Annotated in this window: 27 protein-coding genes; all 27 read left to right on the forward strand. The window is 45.1% G+C overall.

Annotated features, from left to right (window positions below):
• Positions 1-8: 8 nt before the first annotated feature.
• The 27 genes from cutC to CRO04_RS05065 all read left to right on the forward strand — a co-directional run bounded on the left by cutC (position 9) and on the right by CRO04_RS05065 (position 23,414).
• Positions 9-2,576 carry a choline trimethylamine-lyase gene (cutC, locus tag CRO04_RS04935; RefSeq protein WP_330400780.1) on the forward strand — a complete coding sequence of 856 codons (2,568 nt, stop codon included), beginning with the start codon at positions 9-11 and terminating at the stop codon, positions 2,574-2,576.
• A gap of 22 nt (positions 2,577-2,598) precedes the next feature.
• Complete coding sequence (cutD, locus tag CRO04_RS04940) at positions 2,599-3,552, forward strand: choline TMA-lyase-activating enzyme (RefSeq protein ID WP_097003129.1); 954 nt, start codon at positions 2,599-2,601, stop codon at positions 3,550-3,552.
• A gap of 15 nt (positions 3,553-3,567) precedes the next feature.
• A complete protein-coding gene (locus CRO04_RS04945) occupies positions 3,568-3,906 on the forward strand; it encodes a BMC domain-containing protein (protein WP_097003130.1) in 339 nt (112 codons plus the stop codon).
• On the forward strand, positions 3,903-4,385 hold the full coding sequence (locus tag CRO04_RS04950; RefSeq protein WP_097003131.1) for a EutP/PduV family microcompartment system protein: 483 nt from the start codon (positions 3,903-3,905) through the stop codon (positions 4,383-4,385). The genes CRO04_RS04945 and CRO04_RS04950 overlap by 4 nt, the downstream gene beginning before the upstream one ends.
• A gap of 19 nt (positions 4,386-4,404) precedes the next feature.
• Complete coding sequence (locus tag CRO04_RS04955; protein ID WP_166432470.1) at positions 4,405-5,541, forward strand: 1-propanol dehydrogenase PduQ; 1,137 nt, start codon at positions 4,405-4,407, stop codon at positions 5,539-5,541.
• Positions 5,541-6,170 carry a hypothetical protein gene (locus CRO04_RS04960; RefSeq protein ID WP_097003132.1) on the forward strand — a complete coding sequence of 210 codons (630 nt, stop codon included), beginning with the start codon at positions 5,541-5,543 and terminating at the stop codon, positions 6,168-6,170. The genes CRO04_RS04955 and CRO04_RS04960 overlap by 1 nt, the downstream gene beginning before the upstream one ends.
• The gene (gene eutJ, locus CRO04_RS04965) at positions 6,152-6,997 is read left to right on the forward strand and encodes an ethanolamine utilization protein EutJ (RefSeq protein ID WP_097003133.1); all 846 of its coding nucleotides are present in this window, start codon (positions 6,152-6,154) and stop codon (positions 6,995-6,997) included. Before CRO04_RS04960 ends, eutJ begins: the two co-directional genes overlap by 19 nt.
• Before the next feature lie 14 nt (positions 6,998-7,011).
• On the forward strand, positions 7,012-7,317 hold the full coding sequence (locus CRO04_RS04970) for a BMC domain-containing protein (protein WP_097003134.1): 306 nt from the start codon (positions 7,012-7,014) through the stop codon (positions 7,315-7,317).
• Positions 7,311-7,574 carry a EutN/CcmL family microcompartment protein gene (locus tag CRO04_RS04975; protein WP_097003135.1) on the forward strand — a complete coding sequence of 88 codons (264 nt, stop codon included), beginning with the start codon at positions 7,311-7,313 and terminating at the stop codon, positions 7,572-7,574. The genes CRO04_RS04970 and CRO04_RS04975 overlap by 7 nt, the downstream gene beginning before the upstream one ends.
• 15 nt (positions 7,575-7,589) lie before the next feature.
• On the forward strand, positions 7,590-8,219 hold the full coding sequence (locus tag CRO04_RS04980) for a cupin domain-containing protein (RefSeq protein WP_097003136.1): 630 nt from the start codon (positions 7,590-7,592) through the stop codon (positions 8,217-8,219).
• A gap of 8 nt (positions 8,220-8,227) precedes the next feature.
• Positions 8,228-8,839: a BMC domain-containing protein gene (locus CRO04_RS04985; RefSeq protein ID WP_330400781.1), complete on the forward strand. Its 612-nt coding sequence runs from the start codon at positions 8,228-8,230 to the stop codon at positions 8,837-8,839.
• Positions 8,840-8,865: 26 nt separating this feature from the next.
• Complete coding sequence (locus tag CRO04_RS04990; RefSeq protein WP_097003138.1) at positions 8,866-10,416, forward strand: acetaldehyde dehydrogenase (acetylating); 1,551 nt, start codon at positions 8,866-8,868, stop codon at positions 10,414-10,416.
• A gap of 25 nt (positions 10,417-10,441) precedes the next feature.
• Positions 10,442-11,077 (forward strand): phosphate propanoyltransferase, encoded by a 636-nt coding sequence (locus tag CRO04_RS04995; RefSeq protein ID WP_097003139.1) that lies wholly within the window; start codon positions 10,442-10,444, stop codon positions 11,075-11,077.
• Positions 11,078-11,121: 44 nt separating this feature from the next.
• Positions 11,122-11,406 (forward strand): ethanolamine utilization microcompartment protein EutM, encoded by a 285-nt coding sequence (gene eutM, locus CRO04_RS05000; protein ID WP_097003140.1) that lies wholly within the window; start codon positions 11,122-11,124, stop codon positions 11,404-11,406.
• Positions 11,407-11,674: 268 nt separating this feature from the next.
• Entirely contained in the window at positions 11,675-12,010 is a 336-nt protein-coding gene (locus tag CRO04_RS05005; protein WP_097003141.1) for an AtpZ/AtpI family protein, read from the forward strand.
• Positions 12,011-12,025: 15 nt separating this feature from the next.
• Entirely contained in the window at positions 12,026-12,427 is a 402-nt protein-coding gene (locus CRO04_RS05010; protein ID WP_097003142.1) for an ATP synthase subunit I, read from the forward strand.
• A gap of 47 nt (positions 12,428-12,474) precedes the next feature.
• On the forward strand, positions 12,475-13,176 hold the full coding sequence (atpB, locus tag CRO04_RS05015; protein ID WP_097003143.1) for a F0F1 ATP synthase subunit A: 702 nt from the start codon (positions 12,475-12,477) through the stop codon (positions 13,174-13,176).
• A gap of 42 nt (positions 13,177-13,218) precedes the next feature.
• Entirely contained in the window at positions 13,219-13,476 is a 258-nt protein-coding gene (locus CRO04_RS05020; RefSeq protein ID WP_097003144.1) for an ATP synthase Fo subunit C, read from the forward strand.
• Positions 13,477-13,523: 47 nt separating this feature from the next.
• Complete coding sequence (atpF, locus tag CRO04_RS05025; RefSeq protein WP_097003145.1) at positions 13,524-14,039, forward strand: F0F1 ATP synthase subunit B; 516 nt, start codon at positions 13,524-13,526, stop codon at positions 14,037-14,039.
• The gene (locus CRO04_RS05030; RefSeq protein ID WP_097003146.1) at positions 14,027-14,575 is read left to right on the forward strand and encodes a F0F1 ATP synthase subunit delta; all 549 of its coding nucleotides are present in this window, start codon (positions 14,027-14,029) and stop codon (positions 14,573-14,575) included. Before atpF ends, CRO04_RS05030 begins: the two co-directional genes overlap by 13 nt.
• Before the next feature lie 33 nt (positions 14,576-14,608).
• Positions 14,609-16,111: a F0F1 ATP synthase subunit alpha gene (gene atpA, locus CRO04_RS05035; RefSeq protein ID WP_097003147.1), complete on the forward strand. Its 1,503-nt coding sequence runs from the start codon at positions 14,609-14,611 to the stop codon at positions 16,109-16,111.
• A 15-nt stretch (positions 16,112-16,126) separates the two neighbouring features.
• Positions 16,127-16,981 (forward strand): ATP synthase F1 subunit gamma, encoded by an 855-nt coding sequence (gene atpG / locus CRO04_RS05040; protein ID WP_097003148.1) that lies wholly within the window; start codon positions 16,127-16,129, stop codon positions 16,979-16,981.
• A gap of 29 nt (positions 16,982-17,010) precedes the next feature.
• Complete coding sequence (gene atpD / locus CRO04_RS05045; RefSeq protein WP_097003149.1) at positions 17,011-18,405, forward strand: F0F1 ATP synthase subunit beta; 1,395 nt, start codon at positions 17,011-17,013, stop codon at positions 18,403-18,405.
• A 10-nt stretch (positions 18,406-18,415) separates the two neighbouring features.
• Positions 18,416-18,814: an ATP synthase F1 subunit epsilon gene (gene atpC, locus CRO04_RS05050; protein ID WP_097003150.1), complete on the forward strand. Its 399-nt coding sequence runs from the start codon at positions 18,416-18,418 to the stop codon at positions 18,812-18,814.
• Positions 18,815-18,955: 141 nt separating this feature from the next.
• Positions 18,956-19,876 carry a nucleotidyltransferase family protein gene (locus CRO04_RS05055; protein WP_097003151.1) on the forward strand — a complete coding sequence of 307 codons (921 nt, stop codon included), beginning with the start codon at positions 18,956-18,958 and terminating at the stop codon, positions 19,874-19,876.
• Between the two features lie 65 nt (positions 19,877-19,941).
• Positions 19,942-20,700, forward strand: coding sequence for a hypothetical protein (locus CRO04_RS05060; protein ID WP_166432471.1), 759 nt, complete (start codon positions 19,942-19,944; stop codon positions 20,698-20,700).
• A 239-nt stretch (positions 20,701-20,939) separates the two neighbouring features.
• The gene (locus tag CRO04_RS05065; RefSeq protein ID WP_097003153.1) at positions 20,940-23,414 is read left to right on the forward strand and encodes a hypothetical protein; all 2,475 of its coding nucleotides are present in this window, start codon (positions 20,940-20,942) and stop codon (positions 23,412-23,414) included.
• The last annotated feature ends 29 nt before the right edge of the window (positions 23,415-23,443 follow it).

Genomic DNA, 23,443 nt, shown 5'->3' on the forward strand with positions numbered 1-23,443 from the left:
AGAAATAATTGAAAGAGAGGGTAAACAGATTGGATATTCGTGAATTTTCAAATAAATTTGTAGAAGCAACGAAGAACATGACACCGGAGGAAAGAGCTTCCCTGATGAAGATGTTTGAAACTGTTTCTGACGAAATCAATAAAAATGAGCCTGCAAAAGCAGGTGCTGCAGTATGTGCCGAGGAAAGTACAACCATTCCTGACGGTATTACAAAAAGACTTCAGAGCTTAAAAGAGAATTACTTAACACATAAGCCAACCATCACAACATACCGTGCCCGCGCAATCACTAAGATTGCTGCAGAAAATCCAGGTATGCCAAAGATCATGCTTCGTGCGAAATGTTTCCGTTACTGCTGCGAAACAGCTCCCCTTGTAATTCAGGACAACGAGCTGATCGTAGGTGCTCCAAACGGCGCTCCACGTGCAGGTGCTTTCTCTCCTGATATCGCATGGAGATGGATGATGGACGAAATCGATACCATCGGAACCCGTCCTCAGGATCCATTCTATATCTCTGATGAAGACAAGAAGATCATGAGAGAAGAGCTTTTCCCATTCTGGAAGGGCAAATCCGTTGATGAGTACTGTGAAGACCAGTACCGTGAAGCTGGTGTGTGGGAATTATCCGGTGAATCCTTCGTTTCTGACTGTTCCTACCACGCAGTAAACGGCGGCGGTGACTCCAATCCTGGTTATGATGTAATCTTAATGAACAAGGGTATGCTTGATATCCAGCAGGAAGCTAAGGATCATTTAAAAGAGTTAAATTACGAAAATCCAGATGACATTGAGAAGATCTACTTCTATAAGTCCATCATTGATACCACAGAAGGCGTAATGATCTACGCAAAGAGAATTTCCGAGTATGCAAAAGAGCTTGCTGCAAAGGAAACCAATCCAAAGCGTAAAGATGAGCTTTTAAAGATCGCTGAAGTAAATGCATACGTTCCGGCTCACAAGCCAAGAACCTTCTGGGAGGCAATTCAGTCTGTATGGACCATCGAATCCCTGCTTGTAGTAGAAGAGAACCAGACTGGTATGTCCATCGGACGTGTAGACCAGTATATGTATCCATACTATAAGGCTGACATCGAATCCGGCCGTATGAATGATTTCCAGGCATTTGAGCTTGCAGGCTGTATGCTGATTAAGATGTCTGAAATGATGTGGATCACCAGCGAAGGCGGTTCCAAATTCTTCGCAGGTTACCAGCCATTCGTTAATATGTGCGTAGGTGGTGTAACAAGAAGCGGACATGATGCAACCAATGAATTAACCTACCTTCTGATGGATGCGGTCCGTCATGTGAAGATTTATCAGCCATCACTTGCATGCCGTATTCACAACAAGTCTCCGAAGCAGTACTTAAAGAAGATTGTAGATGTTGTTCGTTCCGGTATGGGATTCCCGGCCTGCCACTTTGATGACGCTCACATCAAGATGATGCTTGCAAAGGGCGTTTCCATTGAAGATGCACGTGACTACTGTCTGATGGGCTGCGTAGAGCCTCAGAAATCAGGACGTCTGTATCAGTGGACCTCTACCGCTTATACCCAGTGGCCAATCTGTATCGAGCTTGTATTAAACAAAGGTGTACCGTTATGGTATGGCAAACAGGTTTGTCCTGACATGGGTGATATCAACAGCTTTAAGACTTATGAAGAGTTTGAAGCTGCTGTGAAAGAAGAAATTAAGTACATTACAAAATGGTCTTCTGTTGCAACCGTTATTTCTCAGCGCGTTCACAGAGAGCTTGCTCCAAAGCCTCTGATGTCCATCATGTATGAAGGATGTATGGAAAAAGCAAAAGACGTATCTGCAGGCGGAGCGATGTATAACTTCGGACCTGGAGTTGTATGGTCTGGACTTGCAACTTATGCGGATTCCATGGCAGCAATTAAAAAGCTGGTATTTGAAGAGAAAAAATATACACTTGCACAGTTAAATGAAGCATTAAAGGCTGACTTTGTGGGCTATGACCAGATCCGCACCGATTGCCTCAATGCACCCAAATACGGAAATGACGATGATTACGCAGATTTAATCGCTGCTGACTTAGTTGACTTTACCGAGCATGAGCACAGACAGTATAAGACCTTATACTCTGTATTAAGCCACGGAACCTTATCTATTTCCAACAACACACCATTCGGTCAGTTAACAGGAGCATCTGCAAACGGACGTCATGCATGGCTGCCATTATCTGATGGTATCAGTCCAACCCAGGGCGCTGACTTCAAGGGCCCCACAGCAATCATCAAGTCTGTATCCAAGATGGCCAACGACAGCATGAACATCGGTATGGTACACAACTTTAAGATCATGGCTGGACTTCTTGATACACCGGAAGGAGAAGAAAGCTTAATCACTCTTCTTCGTACCGCCTGCATGTTTGGAAATGGCGAGATGCAGTTTAACTACTTAGATAACAATACTCTGATCGAGGCTCAGAAACATCCGGAGCTTTACCGAGACTTAATCGTCCGCGTAGCTGGATACAGCGCATTCTTCGTAGAGCTGTGCAAGGATGTGCAGGATGAGATCATCAGCAGAACCATGTTGACACATTTCTAAAAGAAAACGGAGAACAATCACAATGGACCATGGAAATACAGGAGATATCGAACGTAAGGCGCTCATCTTTAACGTACAGAAGTACAACATGTATGACGGACCGGGAATCAGAACCCTGGTATTCTTTAAAGGCTGCCCGCTCCGGTGTAAATGGTGTGCCAATCCGGAAGGACTGGTACGGAAATTCCAGGTGATGTTTAAGCAGAATTCCTGTGCAGACTGCGGGGCATGCGAAAGCGTCTGCCCCGCAGGAATCCATGTGATGTCCAAAGAGACCGGAAAACATGAAATCAGACGGGAAAAGGATTGTATCGGCTGCATGAAATGCAAAAATGTCTGCCCCAATTCAGCGCTTTCCATTGCCGGAGAGGTAAAGACAATTTCCGAGCTGTTAAAGATTGTAGAGGAAGATGCCGCATTTTATGATATATCAGGCGGCGGTGTGACGTTAGGCGGCGGAGAAGTGACGGCTCAGCCTGAGGCTGCCTTAAATCTTCTGATGGCATGTAAGCAGGAAGGCATTAACACAGCCATTGAAACCTGCGGTTACACAAAGACCGAAACGATATTACAGATCGCAGAATATGTGGACTTATTCCTGTTTGACATAAAGCATATGGATCCGGTTCGCCACAATGAACTGGTTGGCGTGAACAATGAACAGATCTTAATCAATTTAAAAGAACTGCTTCACCGCCGGTATAACGTAAAGGTCCGTATGCCAATGTTAAAAGGAATTAATGACAGCCGGGAAGAAATCGATGCAGTGATTAAATTCTTAATGCCGTTCCGTGATTACAAAAATTTTAAGGGAATTGACTTACTTCCTTATCACAAGCTGGGAGTAAACAAATACAACCAGCTGGATATGGAATATCCAATTGATGGAGATCCAAGCTTAAGTGCGGAGGATTTAGACCGTATCGAAGGCTGGATGAATGAGTATCAGTTCCCGGTTACTGTGGTGAAACACTAGAAAGGGGAGAGCGCCGTGTCAGAGATACAGCGAGTCATAGAAGAATCCGTTCCCGGCAAGCAGGTTACCATCGCTCATGTAATCGCGTCGCCAATACCTGAGGTATATGAGTGTCTGGGCATCGATGAGCTTGGAGCCATCGGGATTTTAACCCTGTCTCCTTTTGAAACCTCCATCATTGCTGCTGATATTGCGGCGAAGGCAGCCAGTGTGCAGGTGGGATTTTTGGACCGCTTCACCGGCTCCGTCATCATCGCAGGAGACGTGGACAGTGTGGAGACAGCCCTTCGGGCAGTGTGTGATACCTTACGGCGCGGGCTTTCATATACCGTGCCGGATATAACCAAAACATGAGAAAAAAGAGAATCATGATCATCGGACCGGGCGGCAGCGGAAAAACTGCCCTTGCAGCCGCAATCAATGGTTTAGACGGTCCTGTCAAACGGACACAGAACATGGTATATGGGGAGAAAACCTTAGATGTACCGGGAGTTTATTTAGAAAGTCCCTGGATGCACAAGCATATCATCGCGGCAGCTCAGGACGCCTCCCATGTACTGATGCTGGTAGACCAGTCCTCATGCCGGGAGAGTTATCCCCCGGGATTTGCAAAAGTATTCCGGGTGCCGGTAATCGGAGTTATTACAGGAAGCGGAAATAAGCCGGAGAATGACGGCTGGTGTATCCGTCAGTTAAAGAAAGCAGGGATTATAACTCCCTGTATTCACATCAACTTATCAGACCGGACGGGAATTGATGAGTTGATGGAACAAATATTAGGAAACACCCTGAGGGGTATCCCTAAATGCCCAGAAAACGTGGGCAAATTCTAGGAAAGGAGGGAAATGTAACGTGGAGCAATTTGTAATGAACACAAAGGTATATATGGGATCTTCCTGTCTGGAAAAAATCAAGGAACTTTCAATCGAAAAAGCTTATATCATCTGTGATCCCTTTATGGCTCAGTCCGGTAAGGTGAATTTAATTACAGACCTGCTGACAGAAAAAGGAAGCAGCTTTGAAGTTTTCTCAGATGTATTGCCTGATCCTACAATCACTGTTGTATCAAAGGCAATTGGTGGAATGAAAGGCTTTGGACCGGATACGATAATCGCTTTAGGCGGAGGTTCTGCCATCGATACCGCAAAGGCAGCCAGCCACATTTACACACAGATGGGAAATGACAAGCTGAATTTAATTGCAGTTCCAACCACCAGCGGAACCGGAAGCGAAGTAACTAATTTTTCCGTTATTTCTGATCCGGAAGCTCAGGCGAAATATCCTCTGCGCTCCGACAGTATGGTACCGGATGCGGCATTCCTTGATCCCCGCTTTACAGTGTCAGTACCGCCTCATATTACGGCAGATACCGGTATGGATGTTTTAACCCATGCGTTAGAAGCCTATGTTTCAACCAATGCAGGTGATTTTACTGATGCATGTGCAGAAAAGGCGGTCAGACTGGTATGGAGCTATCTGGCACGTACCGTGGAAGATGGAAGCGACATGGAGGCAAGAACTCACATGCACAACGCTTCCTGTCTGGCAGGAGTTGCTTTTAACGGCGCATCCTTAGGACTTTGCCATAGTATGGCTCATGCACTGGGAGCCCGTTTCCACATTCCTCATGGAAGAAGCAATGCTATACTGCTTCCTCATGTGATCAGCTATAACGCTGGTTTAGAGGATGCCGGAGATTTTGCAGCATGCAGCAGATATGTTGCCATTGCCAATATGCTTGGTATCGCAGCAGGAACAGAGAAAGCCACGGTACACGGCCTGGTGCGTCACATTAAAAATCTAATGAATAAGATTAAAATACCGCAGCAGATCACTGATTTAAACGTGGACAAAGACGAATTTGAACAGGCTGTACGGGAAATGGCAGAGAAAGCACTTCATGATAACTGCACATTGACCAACCCAAGAGTGCCTGCGGCAGAAGAGATCGAAGCGATTTACCGCAAGCTTTGTAAGGGGGGCTATTAATGAAATTCATTACCGAAGAAGATTTGAGAATTTTATTCAGAAGAGAACCCTTTGCCTCTTACGACCTTCCTGCACAGGCAAAGCTTACACCAGGAGCGCGACAGTTCCTGTTAGACAAAAAGATATCATTTTGCGATGATCCCCTGACGGCAAAACGCAAACTGACAAAACCTGCAGAAGTAATTGCAGAGACACCAGTTACAGTCACAGTTACAGAGCCTGCGCCGGATTGTTTCTTATTAAAACTGGAAACCTTAAAGGCACAGTTTCTGGAAGCCGGAATTTCCTTATTAGACAGGGACGTGCTGTTAGCAGAGCAGGTATTTGATTTAGAGCGGAAGTTATCTTTCGTGGGGAAAGGTGCTTCAGGCGACATAAATCAATTTGAGTCCTGCACCGGATTTAATAAGGAAAACCAAAACGAACCATACTCTGACTGTTTTGAGATTACCGGCTTTCATGCCCAGTCCGAAAAAGGAAGAGAAATAGTCCTGTTACACCGTCTGCGCTGCTGCGTAAGAGAACTTGTGGCAGAAGCAGGAGAAAAAAATTTATACCCGGTTATTAACCGCTTATCCCAGATGATCTGCCTGTTGTATGGAGGAAACACATGTCAAAGAAAGAAATAACATTTGATAGCTGTAACGAACTGGTAAGCCAGTTTGAAGCAGTGGTAAAAAATCCTGTCAGAGAACGTTCCTCCGTTTATTATACGGGGGTGGATTTAGGAACAGCGTGCGTGGTACTGGCTGTACTTGATGAGAATTTCAGGCCAGTGGCCGGCGCTTACCGATATGCGGATGTGGTCCGTGACGGAATGGTAGTTGATTACATCGGCGCCATTCGGATCGTTCGTGAGTTAAAGGCAGAACTGGAGGAAAAACTTAATACGGAACTGCTTTATGCAGCTGCAGCCATTCCTCCGGGAACCGATTCACTGGACGGAGGCGCAATCAAGAATGTGGTACAGGGAGCCGGATTTGAAATCACTGCCCTTCTTGATGAACCAACAGCAGCAAACGCAGTACTAAAAATACAAAACGGCGCAGTGGTGGATATCGGCGGCGGAACCACTGGAATTTCTATTTTAAAAGATGGAAAAGTAGTTTACGTAGCTGATGAGCCCACGGGAGGAACTCATTTTTCCCTGGTTGTATCCGGAGCTTATAACCTCTCTTTTTCAGAAGCAGAGCTTTATAAGCGAAAAGAAGAAAACCACAAAGAGCTTCTTCCGGTATTAAAGCCGGTAATTGAAAAGGTAGCCTCCATTATTAACCGCCACATCAAAGGATATGACGTAGATGAGATTTACTTAGTAGGCGGTACCTGCTGTCTTGCAGGAATCGAAACAATTATTGAGAAGCAGACTGGGATCCATACACGAAAACCGGACAACCCCATGTTTGTAACTCCTCTGGGAATCGCATTCTCCTGTACTCAGGAGGAAATGGATTAAAAGGAAGTGGACGTATGGAATATCGGATTATTAAATCGCCGTCACCTGGAACCATTGATATTTTAAACCGCAGAAAAGGCTCAGGAGCTTCCACTCCTATCGGAAAGGTGGATGCCATCGGTCTCGTTCAGGGACGGATTATCGAAATGGTATGTGCCGCCGATGTGGCAGAAAAAGCCGTGGGTGTTACAGTAGAAGATATCAAGGGTAGCTGCCCACAGAACATGATCATGCTAGCGATTTTTGGAGATACGGCATCGGTAGAGGCAGCGATGGAAGAAATCAGGCTAAGAGAGAAGAGAGGCGGGATAGAATGGTAGCAGCAAGACTGATTGACAATATCTGGGCGACCAGAAAGGCAGAGTCTTTAAATGGTTATAAGTTTATGCTTGCCGAGATCATTGGTGGTACACGGGAAGGTGAACGGCTGATTGTAGCAGACATCATCAGCGCCGGAATCGGTGACCGCGTGATCATTTCCACCGGCTCTTCAGCCAGACGCATGCTGGGAAACGATGAGATTCCCGTTGATGCCGTAGTAATTGGGATTATTGATGAAGACTGCCAGTTTATATAGAAGGGAAGTGATCATATGAAGCAGTTGATATGCGCAAAAGACGTGGAAACATTGCATGCAGAAGGCAAGAGTGTATTTCACGTAGAGAGCGGAAGCATTATCACACCGTCAGCAAAGGATGCAGCAGATGCTTACGGAATCACCTTCTGCGACAAAGCAGAAGAGAAGGCAGAAGCGAAAGGAGCGTTTGCAGGAATGGATATTGACAGCGAGAAAATTTATATGGTACTGAAGGCTCTCATGGAAAAGGGAATGTTAAATGACATTTTAAAACCATATGAGTCAGAAAGCCATGGCAACGGTTTAAAGGTTGTTCGCGGCAGCTCTGTAAAGATGGATGTATTCGATACAGGTGATCCAAATGTAAAAGCTTATTATCAGGAGCTTGTAAGCAAAGAAGAGTCAAAAATGAGCGCTGGTTTCCTGGTAATTGACCATTCTGAATTTGAGTGGGAACTGACCTATGAAGAAATCGACTATGTAATCGAAGGAACCTTAACTGTGACCATTGACGGAAAGACCTTTACGGCAAAAGCCGGAGATGTGCTCTTTGTACCGTCAGGATCAAAGGTAATCTGGGGTTCTCCGGACAAGGCAAGAGTATTCTACTCAACCTATCCGGCTAACTGGGCTGACTTGGTTTAAGGAGGTAAATGATGCAGGCACTTGGCTTTATAGAAACAAAAGGTGTGCTGGTGGCAATTGAAGCTGCCGATGCCATGTTAAAGGCAGCGGATGTGTCTCTGGTAGAGAAAACCAAAGTTGGCGGAGGTCTCATTACTGTTACGGTGACCGGCGATGTGGCGGCAGTGAAGGCAGCGGTTGAGGCCGGAGCGGCGGCAGTGGAGCGAATTAACAGTGCCGCATTAATCACACGCCATGTGATTCCAAGGCCTCATGAGGAACTTGCAGCTGTCATCGGCGGCAACACTCCGGATGAACCCGATCCTGTACCGGAGGTTACAGAGGAACCGGCAGCCGAACCAGGGAAAGAGACAGTTGAATTATCTGCCCAGATCACAGAAGAAGAACCAGTCTCAGAGACAGAACTGGTGGATACCATAAAGAGAGAAACCATTGATCTGTGGATGCACCAGGACGGTCTTGCTGAGACCATGAAGATACTTGAAGATATGAAGGTAACAGAGCTTAGGACGCTTGCCCGGGAGTATCCCGAATTCAGCATAGCTGGAAGAGAGATTTCAAAGGCAAATAAAACCCTGCTGCTGGAAGAATTCAGGAAGTATTACGGACAAAATGATTAAGATTTTTAGAAGAGGAGATACGGAACATGGAAAATTTTGATTATGATTTGCGTTCCATCCAGGAAGCAAGGGATTTAGCCAGAAACGGCGAAGCGGCAGCAAAGAAAATTGCAGGATATACGGCAGAACAGATTGATGTCATTTTAAGAAGTATGGCAAAGGCAGGCGAGGAGCACTCCCTGTGTCTGGCTCAGATGGCTGTTGAAGAAACAGGATTCGGTAAAGTGATGGATAAAGCTTATAAGAACCATGCAGCTTCCACACTTTTATATGAAGAGATCAAGGACATGAAGACAAGAGGAATTCTTTGTGAAGATACCGCAAAGCAGACCTTTGACGTAGCAGAGCCGGTAGGACTTGTAATGGGTATCGTACCTTCTACAAACCCAACTTCCACGGTATTCTTCAAATCCATGATCGCAATTAAATCAGGAAATGCAATCGTATTTTCCCCACATCCATCTGCAGCAAAATGTACTCAGAAGGCAGCAGAAGTTATGCGTGAAGCTGCAATGGCTGCTGGTGCACCAGAAGGAATTATCGGCTGTGTGACCATGCCTTCCATGGGATCAACCAATGAGCTGATGAAATGTAAGGAAGTTTCTTTAATCATCGCAACAGGCGGTCCTGGTATGGTAAAAGCTGCTTACAGTGCAGGAAAACCAGCAATCGGCGTAGGCGCAGGAAACTCTCCGGCATACATCGAAAAGACAGCTGATGTAAAACATGCAGTAAGAACCATTATGGCCAGCAAGACATTTGACTACGGCACCATCTGTGCTTCCGAGCAGTCCATCATCTGCGAAGAGAGCAATCATGCAGAAGTTGTAGCAGAGTTAAAGAGCCAGGGCGGCTACTTCATGACAAAAGAAGAAACCGACAAGGTCTGCAATCTGTTATTCAAAAACGGTCATAACATGAACGCGAAATTTGTAGGACGTTCTCCCCAGGTGATTGCTGCAGCTGCTGGCATTACCATTCCGGAAGGCATAAAAGTGTTAATCGGCAAACAGGAAGGCGTAGGCGAAGGATACCCATTATCCTACGAAAAACTGACAACAGTTCTTGGTTTCTATACCGTTAAGGACTGGGAAGAAGCATGTGGTTTAAGCTACCGTCTGTTACAGAACGGTATCGGTCATACCATGAGCATTCATACTCAGGACAGAGATATGGTATTAAAATTTGCAGCAAAACCAGCTTCCAGAATTCTTGTAAACACAGGCGGAAGCCAGGGCGGAACGGGAATCAGCACAGGTCTTCCAATTGCCTTCACATTAGGCTGTGGAACCTGCGGCGGAAGCTCCGTTTCTGAAAACGTAAGCCCGAAACATTTGCTGAACGTTAAGACAGTAGCATTCGGCTTAAAAGACTGCGCAACCATTGTAGATGATGACCCAACTTTCATGTGGAAAGAGAAATCACAGGCATCCTCCTGCTTAAGTCCTGCTGAGCTTGTTGCTTCTTTCGAGAAGAAGGAAAGCGCTCCGGCAGCTTCCTGTCAGAGTAACTGCGATGACAATGACAAGCTTGCAGCTCTTGTAAAGGAAATCGTTCTGGCTATGAAAGGCCAGTAATCAGAACTGAAAAAGGAGAATAGCAATGGATAAGTATGAAGCGGTAATCAAGCTCTTAATGGATGCGGTTAAATCAGAATCCGGCAGTGATGAGCTGACGATTCCGGTAGGCGTATCCAACCGCCATGTGCATTTGTCTCAGGAAGATTTAGATACTCTGTTTGGAAAAGGCTATGAGCTGACCAACATGAAAGAGTTATCCCAGCCCGGACAGTATGCATGCAAGGAAATGGTAACAGTATGCGGTCCCAAGGGAGCTATTGAGAAAGTCCGCATTTTAGGACCGGTAAGAAAGCAGACCCAGGTAGAAATCCTGGCTGCCGACTGCTTTAAGCTTGGCAGAAATACAACACCAAAAATGTCCGGAGAACTGGCAGGAACACCAGGAATTACACTGGTAGGACCAAAAGGCACCGTAGAAACAAAAGAGGGTTTGATCATTGCCCAGAGACATATTCACATGTCGCCGTCTGACGCTTTGAAATTCGGCGTACATGACGGTGAAACAGTTAAAATTGAGACAGAGGGCATCCGTGGAGGCATCTTTAACAACGTGGCAATCCGCGTAACAGAGACTTCTGCATTAGAATGCCACTTGGATACGGAAGAAGCCAATGCTATGGGACTGTCCGGTACATCTAAGATTACAATTGTTAAATAAGGGAACTATTAAAATTTATTATAAAAACCCAGGAGGATATAAAAATGAAATATGATGCATTAGGTATGATCGAGACAAAAGGTTTAATTGGATCCATCGAAGCAGCAGACGCTATGGTTAAGGCAGCTAACGTAACTTTAATTGGTAAAGAATTCGTAGGCGGCGGTCTTGTTACTGTTATGGTAAGAGGCGATGTAGGAGCTGTTAAGGCAGCAACTGATGCAGGTGCAGCAGCAGCTCAGCGTGTAGGAGAACTGGTATCCGTACATGTAATTCCCCGTCCGCATGCTGAAGTTGAAACAATTCTTCCGGCAGCAAAAGAAATTTAATCTCAAAGATAAGAATGCCTGGTTCTCTCCGGTTTTTTTCGGTAAAGAGCCAGGCATTTTGCAATTTCCAGATGGATTATGTAGAATAATTATGTTTTTTGTTGGTTACAAATATTAAGGGTTTTCTCTGTAATGTTAATGTACAATTACTCGTTTTTTATACATGTTCTATAAAAAACGAGTAATATTTCCGTATATAATAGACAAAACAAATTTTATTATGTATAATACGAAGTATATGTGCAGGAGGCAGAAAGCAGGTGAATTCATGCGTCATAATAAAAGTGTGATGAGGAGTCTTATGATGGTAACCCAATTGGGGTTAAACGTGATGGTGCCTGTATTTGTCTGTATTCTTGCCGGTTACTATATCGACCGGTATGCAGGAACGAAGTTGTTGCTGTTATTCATGATTCTGGGTTTTCTGGCTGGTGGATCAAACGGATACAGAGTGGCGAAATCCACATTTGCCATCAATCAGAGACAAGACCAGGAGGAGGATAAAAAAGCGCGAATGGAGAGACAAAAAGAAGCAAGACCTATGGTGAGTAAGCCGAAGCAGCCCAGCCGTATAAAAAAGAGCAATGAAGAGAAACTTAAATAAGCAGGAGGACTTGTAATGGATAAAGAAACAAAGAATCTGATCGCTGAGGTTTCGGCAGGAATTGTTTTTTTTACGGCAGCAGCTATGCTGGTGGCACTTTTTGTGTATCCTCAGGCCTCTGTTTTTGCAGGACTGATCCTGGGAATGGTTTTGGCTCTGGTCATGTTTTTTTCCATGGCTCTGGTGCTGGATCGTTCCATGAAAAGCAAGGATCCCAGGACTGTTCAGAAATGGGGAATTATTAGCGCAGCCGTCCGTTATCTGTTGTTGATTGCCATATTGATAATTGTTATTAGTATGTTTTCAGATCGAATCAATCCGGTAGCATTAGTAACAGGAGTCCTCGGACTCAAGGTAGGAGCATTTTTACAACCTGTCATACACAAAATCGCATTTAATAAGAAGAAAAAGGTTTAATCCCTTGCGGTAATGTGAAATATTATTAAGAAAGGAGGCTATAGCGTATGGTCATTGCGAATGCCAGTAATGTGGACTTTATGATCAAAGGTGTTACAAAGTTTCACGCGTTTGGGCAGGATTTGTGGATAACCACGACAGAGATCGGTCTCAGCATAGTGACAATCGTGATTTTGATTCTTGCATTTATCACGGACCGTAAGATGAAACGGGCAACGGAAGTACCCGGAACATTTCAGAATATTATGGAAATGGCGGTAGAGGCACTGGATCATCTGGTGAGTGGAAACATGGGTCATAATGCGAAAAAGTTTGTCAATTATATCGGAACAATATTTCTTTTTATTTTTTTCTGTAATATCAGTGGTTTATTTGGACTCAGAACCCCAACAGGAGACTTTGGTGTCACATTTATGCTCGGTGTATTCACATTCTGCATCGTTCAGTACCAGGGAATCAAAAACCACGGAATCGGGCATCTTACAAGCATGGCACAGCCATTTGCGGTATTATTCCCGATTAACTTAATCGGAGAATTTACAAACCCAATATCCCAGGCACTCCGTTTATTTGGAAACATGATGTCAGGAGTCGTGATCATGGGATTATGGTATGGTATGATGCCAATCTTTGTAAAGATCGGTATCCCATCATTTTTACATGTATACTTTGATTTATTTTCCGGTTGTATACAGACTTATGTATTTTGTATGCTGACCATGGTATATGTAAATGATAAGTTGGATTAATTAAACATTTCATTAATAATTTTAATTCAGGAGGATTTTTCTATGAACGGAATTTCAGGACAGGATTTTATCTTGGGTTGCTCAGCAATCGGCGCAGGCATCGCCATGATCGCAGGTGTTGGACCTGGTATTGGACAGGGTATTGCAGCAGGACATGCAGCTGCAGCAGTAGGTCGTAATCCGGGAGCAAGAGCCGATATTACTTCTACTATGCTTTTAGGACAGGCTGTTGCCGAGACAACAGGTCTTTACGGTTTCGCAGTTGCCGCTATCCTTATGTTCTTAAAGCCATTCAGCTAAGAATCGGATTGGCAGGAAAATAAGAAAGAGCGAGAGGAGGCGAAACCTTGGACCGATTATTGGGATTTGACCCACAGCTGCTTTTCGATTCATTTATCACTGGTATTAATGTATTTATCCTGTTTTTTGCATTATCTTATAAGCTTTTTAACCCGGTACGTGATTATCTGGAAAAAAGAAAGCTTAAAATTGCAGGAGAGTTGAAAAGCGCAGCCGAAGATAAAGAAGCAGCTCATGTTATGAAGGAAGAATATGAGGCCAGACTTCTGGAAGTTAGAAAAGAGGCAGAAGAGATTCTGGAGGATGCCAGAAAAAGAGCAAAGCAGCGTGAGGCAGAGATTATATCAGAAGCCAGGGAAGAAGCGAACCGCATTGTTATGAGAGGAAACCGGGAAGTGGAACTGGAGAGAAAGAAAGCGCTTGATGATATGAAGGAACAGATCATATCCATCGCTTCTGTCATGGCCGGCAAAGTCGTGGCAGCATCCATTGATACTTCCGTACAGGATTCTCTGATCGATGAAACCTTGAAAGAGATGGGTGAGAGTACATGGCAAAGCTAGTATCAAAAGTATACGGTGATGCATTGTTTGAGGAAGCCCTGGAAAAACAGGAAGTGGACGCTTTGTTCGAGGAAGTAAAGAGCCTGCAGAACATCTTTGCAACAAATCAGGATTTTGCAGGACTTCTTGATAATCCAAAGATTGCCAAGGAAGAAAAGGCCGGGATTATCACAGAGGTATTCGGCGGACGGGTATCGGAAGCTCTCATGGGGTTCCTGACAGTCATTGTCGAAAAAGGCAGACAAAAGGAAATCAACGCAATCTGTGATTACTTTATCAGCACTGTCAAAGAATATAAAAAAATCGGCGTGGCACACGTGACCAGCGCTGTGGAATTAAAAGAAGAGCAGAAAGCTCAGCTTTTACAGAAATTGCTGGGCACAACCAGCTATCAGGAGTTTGAGATGGATTATCAGGTTGACCCTTCCATTATCGGAGGGCTTATGATCCGGATCGGTGACCGGGTAGTGGATTCCAGCATTAAGACGCAGATCTATGAACTGCGCCGCAGCTTAATAAAGCTGCAGATATCGTAACAGAAACTTTGCAGAAAGAAGGTGCAAACCTTAATGAATTTAAGACCAGAAGAGATCAGTTCCGTCATCAAGGAACAGATTCAAAGATATTCAACGAAGCTGGAAGTCTCTGATGTCGGTACAGTCATTCAGGTAGCGGACGGAATCGCCCGTATTCACGGCCTTGAGAATGCGATGCAGGGAGAGCTTCTGGAATTTCCGGGAGAAATCTACGGCATGGTTCTCAACCTGGAAGAAGACAATGTTGGTGCTGTTTTACTTGGTACCGGCGCAATCAGTGAAGGCGATACGGTAAAAACTACAGGACGAGTGGTAGAGGTTCCGGTAGGTGACGCACTGACCGGGCGAGTTGTGAATGCCCTGGGACAGCCGATCGATGGAAAAGGACCGATCCAGACAGATAAGTTCCGTAAAATAGAGCGGGTTGCTCATGGTGTAATCGACAGAAAGTCAGTAGATACTCCTCTTCAGACTGGTATTAAGGCAATTGATGCCATGATCCCAATCGGCAGAGGCCAAAGAGAGCTGATCATCGGAGACCGCCAGACTGGTAAGACCGCTATTGCTCTTGATACAATTATCAACCAGAAGGGGCAGAATGTGCATTGTATCTACGTTGCCATCGGCCAGAAATCCTCCACTGTTGCTACGATTGTAAAAACATTGGAAGAGTACGGTGCTATGGATTACACAACCATTGTAGTTTCCACTGCTTCCGATTTAGCTCCCCTTCAGTATATCGCTCCTTACTCCGGATGTGCAATCGGAGAAGAGTGGATGGAGAATGGTGGAGATGTTCTTGTTATCTACGATGATTTAAGTAAACATGCGGCAGCTTACCGTACCCTGTCCCTGCTTCTTAAGAGACCACCGGGCCGTGAGGCTTATCCTGGAGATGTATTCTATCTTCATTCCAGGCTCCTTGAGCGTGCTTCCCGACTTTCTGATGATCTGGGTGGGGGCTCCTTAACCGCACTTCCTATCATTGAGACACAGGCAGGCGACGTATCAGCTTATATTCCGACCAATGTTATTTCCATTACAGACGGCCAGATTTATCTGGAGACAGAGTTATTTAACTCAGGATTCCGTCCTGCTATCAACGCAGGTCTATCCGTATCCCGAGTAGGAGGTTCTGCCCAGATCAAGGCGATGAAGAAGATTGCTGCGCCCATTCGTGTGGAGCTGGCTCAGTACAGAGAGCTTGCAAGCTTTGCCCAGTTCGGATCTGAGCTTGACAAAGAGACTGCAGAACAGCTGGCACAGGGAGAAAGAATCAGAGAAGTATTAAAGCAGGGTCAGTATCAGCCGATTCCGGTTGAATATCAGATCATCATTATCTTTGCGGCAACGAGAAAACTGCTTTTGGATATTCCTACAGCTAAAATCCTCGATTTTGAGAAAGCTTTAACAAGCTTTATTGACAGCAAATATTCTGAGATTACTGCAAGTATACGCGAAACAAAACAGCTTACACCTGAGACAGAAGAACTGTTGGTAAAAGCAATCAATGAGTGCAAAGCAGGTGTTTTTTAAAGGCAGGTGAAAATCATGGCATCCATTAGGGATATCAAACGAAGAAGAGATAGTATTTCGAGTACCGAACAGATTACCAAAGCCATGAAACTCATTTCTACCGTAAAGCTGCAGAAATCCAGGGCGAAAGCAGAAGCTTCCAAGCCATATTATGATATGATGTATGATACCATAAACTCTATGCTTAGTAAGTCCGGAACCATTGAGCATAAATATTTAAAGGCAGGAGATTCCAATCGGAAGGCAGTGATTGTCATTACCTCCAACAGAGGTCTTGCCGGCGGATATAACAACAATATTGCCAAACTGGTTCAGCAGGATGAGCGTTTAGAGGCAGAGCTTACCGATATCTATGCCATTGGCCGCAAGGGTAAGGAAGCGCTGGGGAGAAAGGGCTATAACATTGTTCAGGATTATTCCGAGGTAATCAATGAACCCTTATACCGGGATGCTTCAGACATTACCATGGAGCTTTTGGATGCATTCGGACAGAACCGGATCGGAGAGATCTATCTGGTTTATACCTCATTTAAGAATACGGTGACCCAGATTCCAACCATAAAGAAGCTTCTTCCTGTTGAGATGACAGAGGGAAGCGATCATGCGGACCTGGCGCTTATGAACTATGAGCCCAACGAAGATGAGGTTCTGGATTCCATTATTCCAAAATATATGAGCAGTCTGATCTATGGCGCTTTATTAGAGGCAGTAGCCAGTGAAAATGGGGCGAGAATGACTGCCATGGATTCTGCAACAAACAACGCGGAAGAGATGATAGAAGAGCTTGGGCTGATTTATAACAGGGCAAGACAGGGTTCTATTACCCAGGAGCTTACCGAGATTATAGCAGGTGCCAATGCAATATCATAACTGTTAAATATAAATAAAGGAGAAACAAGATGGCAGAACAAAATATTGGTAAGATCACCCAGATCATCGGTGCCGTATTGGATATCAAGTTCAGCCAGGGCAAGCTGCCGGACATCAATGAAGCCATTGATATCAACACAAAAGACGGCGGCAGACTGGTTGTAGAAGTATCCCAGCATCTTGGCGATGATACCGTAAGATGTATCGCCATGGGCTCAACCGATGGACTGGTACGTGGTATGGAAGCGGCAGCAACCGGCGCTCCTATCAGCGTGCCGGTTGGAGAAGAAACTCTGGGACGTATCTTTAACGTTCTGGGCGATCCGATCGATAAGAAACCAGCACCGGAAGTAAAAGAACGTCTCCCGATTCACAGATCCGCTCCAAACTTTGAGGAGCAGTCTACGGAAACAGAGATTCTGGAAACCGGAATTAAAGTCGTTGACCTTCTCTGCCCTTACCAGAAGGGTGGTAAGATCGGACTGTTCGGCGGTGCAGGAGTTGGAAAAACCGTATTAATTCAGGAATTAATTCGTAACATCGCTACAGAGCATGGCGGATATTCTGTATTTACGGGAGTTGGCGAGAGAACCCGTGAAGGAAATGACTTATATCACGAGATGCAGGAATCAGGCGTAATCAATAAAACAACCATGGTTTTCGGACAGATGAATGAGCCGCCGGGTGCCCGTATGAGGGTTGGTCTGACTGGGCTTACCATGGCAGAGTATTTCCGTGACCAGGGCGGTAAGGATGTGCTTTTATTCATTGACAACATCTTCCGTTTTACCCAGGCCGGTTCTGAGGTATCCGCTCTTCTTGGACGTATGCCTTCAGCCGTTGGCTATCAGCCCACTCTTCAGACAGAGATGGGTGCGCTTCAGGAGCGTATTACATCAACAAAGAACGGTTCCATCACTTCTGTTCAGGCAGTTTATGTGCCGGCAGATGATTTAACTGACCCCGCTCCGGCGAATACATTCGCCCATCTGGATGCAACCACGGTTCTTGACCGTTCTATCGTAGAGCTTGGTATCTATCCGGCCGTTGATCCGTTAGGGTCCACATCCAGAATTCTTGATCCTCGTATTGTAGGCGAAGAGCATTACCGGGTTGCCCGCGGCGTTCAGGAAGTCCTTCAGAAGTACAAAGAACTTCAGGACATTATCGCCATGCTTGGTATGGATGAACTTTCTGAGGAAGATAAGCTGACTGTAGCCCGAGCAAGAAAGATTCAGAGATTCTTATCCCAGCCTTTCTTCGTAGCAGGACAGTTTACCGGTCTGGAAGGACGTTATGTGCCTGTTTCTGATACCATTCAGGGATTTAAGGAGATTCTGGAAGGAAAGCATGATGATATACCGGAAAGCTATTTCTTAAATGCCGGCAGCATTGATGACGTTCTTGCCCGCGTGAAAAAATAGGGGGTGGAAGATGGCTGATTTATTCAAACTGCAGATCATAACTCCTGAGAGAAAGTTTTACGAGGGAGATGCCTCAATGGTAGAACTTACTACAGAAGAAGGCGAGATCGGTGTTTACCGGGGACATATCCCCATGACTGCGATGGTTGCACCGGGAATTTTGAAGATTCATGAAGAAGGCGGTATAAAAGAAGCTGCTCTGATGTCAGGATTTCTCGAAATTCTACCGGAAAAAATTGTAATTATGGCAGAAGTGGCGGAGTGGCCGGAGGAAATCGATATAAGCCGTGCACAGGAGGCAAAGATCCGTGCAGAACGCCGCTTAAACGAAAAGGGCGGAGATATTGATATTGTAAGAGCTGAGATCGCGTTAAAAAAAGCGGTGGTCAGAATTTCTCTTATGAAATAGAAAAAAGGGATTTAAACCGATTTATGTGGTTTGAATCCCTTTTTTGTGGATTAATATACCTGAAAACCCTCCGATTGTGGATTATATCCTGAATCTATGTTATACTAAGGGACAGATAAAATGAAACAGGGAGAATGTATTATGAAAGAAACATCACTAGTAATTATGGCAGCCGGAATCGGGAGCCGGTTTGGCGGCGGGATCAAACAGCTGGAGCCGGTTGGACCCAGTGGAGAGATCATTATGGATTATTCCATTTATGATGCTTTAGAAGCAGGATTCAATAAAATTATATTCATTATCCGTAAGGATCTGGAAAAGGATTTTAAAGAAATCATCGGCAACCGGATTGCTGAAATTGCACCGGTGGAGTATGCCTTTCAGGAGCTTGATGATCTGCCGGAAGGCTTTCGTAAGCCGGAGGAAAGAACAAAACCCTGGGGTACCGGACAGGCGATTCTCTGTGCCAGGGACGTGATACGGGAGCCCTTCGCAGTGATCAATGCAGATGATTATTATGGAAAAGAAGGGTTTGTAAAGATGCATGACTATCTGGTTAATCAGATGGACACAGATGCAAAACCCTTCGATCTGTGCATGAGCGGATTTATACTGGGCAACACCTTGAGCGAGAACGGAGGCGTTACCAGAGGTGTATGTCAGGTAGGGGATGACGGTGTATTAAAGAAAGTTTCGGAGACCTATGAGCTAACGATGCAAAACGGTGAGGCTCACGGAAAAGATGATGCGGGGAATCCGGTGAAGGTACCTCTTAAACAGAATGTCTCCATGAATATGTGGGGACTGTCTCCTGCATTTTTAATGGAGCTGGAACGGGGATTTCCACTGTTTTTAGAAAGTTTGAAAGAAGGGGATATTAAATCCGAATACCTGCTTCCAAAAATCATTGACCGGCTGATCAGTCAGGATATGGCAAAAGTTCATGTACTGGAAACAAAAGATAAGTGGTTTGGAGTAACTTATAAGGAAGATAAACCGGCTGTTTCTGCTGCCATCAGAGAACTGGTTGCAAAAGGAATTTACCCGGAACGCCTTTTTTAACGCTAATATCCGCACTTTTTTGATCCGCTTAGCATAGAATGGTGTTGTATAAGCAAAAGCAGGGAGTGATAACAACCGTGCCAGGCAACCCGGACTATACTTATGGAAAGGATTATGAGAGCCTGCCGCCTTACATCTCTTATGGTGACAGGAGTATCAGGGAAAGTTCTCTGGAGCCAAGCGATATTATTGCAAAGGATCTGGAATATTTACAGGGAATGTACCCGGGACATATGAAACGTCTGCATGAGTACGTCGTTTCAGCATGTGATCATCTGGATTATAAAGACAGCCCAATGTACGATGAATATCCTGATCGTCTGCTGATTCATCAGGTTTGTGATTCCATTTGCGCCAAGATCCGTGAAGAAGGGATCATAACTGATGAACTGCTCATGGGGAATGAAGACAGCATGGAATCGGCCGCACAGATGCAGACAGAGCCGATGGAATGGGAAAATGAAGAGGTAGAAAAAGCAGAACTGAATGACCGTTATTCCACATGGGGACCTCCCGGCTGGGGCCCGCCCGGGCCGAAACCTCCTGGTTGGAGACCGCCGCCCTGGGGTCCCGGACCAAGACCACCGTACTGGGGTCCCGGGCGAAGACCACCGTATTGGGGTCCCGGACCAAAGCCGCCGTATTGGGGTCCCGGTCCCGGACCAAAACCGCCATACTGGGGGCCCGGGCCCGGACCGAAGCCGCCATATTGGGGAAAAGGCCCCCGTCCGTCTCAGGGCAATGGCTGGCTGGGGGATATTGTATCTGTACTGCTTCTGAATGAAATGCACCGCAGAAGATGTAACTCCGGACGATGCAGATAGGGAATATAAAAAGCAGCTTCCTTTAAAAGGGGAGTTGCTTTTTATATTGGTTGCACCTGATAAAATGTTCAGAAGGGATGAAAAAGCCTTTATTTGTTGTTGTTATGCAGCTAGGAAGAGGGAAATCCTCGCCAGACGTTTTTCCAGTTAACGAATGTTTAAGAAAGTTTTCATTGTAGTTTTGTCCATTATTGTATACAATAAAGAAGATAAAAATGGAAAAATAAAGGATGTTTTATATGAATCGTTTGGCTAAAAAAATTGGAATTTTATCTGTGATATTCCTGTTGGCTATCGCAGTTTATTTTATGTGGAATCAGAGAAATACGGAAAAAAATGAAGTGATGGTGTATACCTCCATGGATGAGGCCTCACTTCCTGTTGTATATACCCAGATGTACGGACGAAACATGAATCTGCTTCACGGATATGTTCAGGATATGGGACAGACGGTTTCAAGGGAAGCGCTTACTGTTCTTCCTCAGGACAGGAATTTAAATCTGGGGATTGAAGATTATAAAGGCAGCATTACCGGGATAAAGTATGAAGTGCGGAGTCTTGACCTTAGCCGGCTGGTGGAGCGGACCAGCTTAAGCAAGTGGGATCAGGAAGATGGTACGGTAAAAGCTTCCCTTCCCATTCAGAATCTTTTGACAAAGGACAAAGAATATTTACTTATACTGACTCTGGATACCTCTGAAAACGGCACTCTTTATTATTACACCCGTATCATGTGGACAGACAGTACCAATGGGAAAGACATGATTGATTTTGCCTTTGATTTTACTACGAAAACATTTAATTATGATCAGGCAAGAGATTTAACCACATATCTGGAAACCAACAATACTGAGGACAACACTTCCCTTGGTCATGTATCTATCCGGTCCAGCTTCTCCCAGCTTACCTGGGGAGGACTGTCCATGGAGCCGGTTGGAGAGATCCGGGCAACTCTTAAGGATTTGGATGGTGTGATGTGCAGTGTCAGTCTGGAGTACCAGGCAGCCAGAAAAGGTGCTGGTGATGACGGTGAGCTTTATGAAGTAGAAGATTCATTTACGATGAAATGGGACAGCCGCCGTATTTATCTGATGGATTTTGAGCGCACCACCAATCAGATTTTTTCAGGGCAGAAGGAACTGTTTTCAGGAAAACGGATTACACTTGGAATTACCAATCCGGATGAGGTGCAGACACGGAAAAGTCCAGGAGGGAACTGTATTGCTTATGGAATAAACCGGGATTTATGGACCTATGACCAGAAGCAGAGCCATGCGGTAAAGGTATTTTCCTTCCGCAGCGGTAAAGATGATGGCCTTCGCAGCGGATATAACCAGCATGATATTAAGATTCTTTCTGTGAGCGACAACGGAGATGTGGATTTTCTCGTATATGGATACATGAACCGGGGAATTCACGAAGGGAGCATGGGGATCGCTCTTTACCGGTACAGCAGTAAAGAGAATGCTATAGGTGAGCGTTTCTTTACACCGGTAACCTCATCCTTTGAGATGCTGAAGGAAGATGTGGATCAGCTTTCTCACTTAGGTACCAATGGTATGCTCTATCTTATGGCCGGCAGAGCGGTTTATGGAATTGATTTAAACAGCAATGAATATATGGTTCTGGCAGATTCCCTTTCTGAGGGAGGTTATGCAGTCAGCAGCACGGAGCGTCATTTTGCATGGCAGGAAGGCAGTGATATTTATGGTGCCGGAGTCATTCATTTAATGGATCTGGACACTGGAATTAAAAGAGAAATAGGCGGCGGTGAGGATAATAAGTATCGTCCTCTTGGTTTTGTCGGTGATGATTTTATATACGGAATTGCAAAAGCAGGAGACATCTGGTCGCAGAATGGAAGAGTTATGGATGCTCCCATGTACCGGATTGAAATTATGGACCAGAGCGGATCAATTGTTAAGAAATATGAACAGGATCAGTTTTCTATTGCAGATGTTACGGTAGACGGAAGCCGGATTCATTTAACCCAGGTAGTAAAAATGGGGGATCAGTCCTATTCAGTATCCAAACAGGATACCATTGTCTGCAATCAGGAGATTTCCGATGAAGAATTAAAGGGAATCGGCTGGTATGCCTCAGAGGACAGGAAAAAGATCTACTTCGTTCAGCTGGAACAGGAAGCGTCGAGTAAAAATGTATCAATTGCGGTACCTAAAAAAGTGGCTTATGAAACGACGGAAGTGGTTGAGTTAAAGAGCCGGCCCCAGAATCAGGATAACAGATTTCTGGCATATGCTGGAGGTCATTATCTGGGAAGCAGCAGAAGCTTTGTAAAAGCCTTAGACCTTGCTTATGAACGGATGGGGGTTGTAACGGACCAGAATCATGAGATATTGTGGAACAGGGTCAACCGGCCTCCGGTTAAAAGCATGAAGAATCCTATGAAAAAGGGAGGGGCTTTCTTCCGGAATCTTCCGGACTTTGCGGAAAATGGAGTGAAGGAAGGCGTTTTCATGATAGATGCCAGAGGCGCTGAATTAAACCAGATCCTTTATTTCATCGGTCAGGGCTGTCCTGCGGCTGCTTACACAGGACAGGGAGGCTATGTGCTCCTCTCAGGCTATGACCAGTATAATGTGACACTCTACAATCCCGAAACGGGAGACAGCCAGAAAATGGGCTTAAATGATGCTGCGGCTTATTTTTCAGCTCTTGGTAATGATTTTGTCTGCGGAGTAATTCTTGAATAAGAAAGTGCGTTCTCTTTACAAATTCGTAA

The organism is Lacrimispora amygdalina (genome assembly GCF_900205965.1).
Lineage (GTDB): Bacteria > Bacillota > Clostridia > Lachnospirales > Lachnospiraceae > Lacrimispora > Lacrimispora amygdalina_A.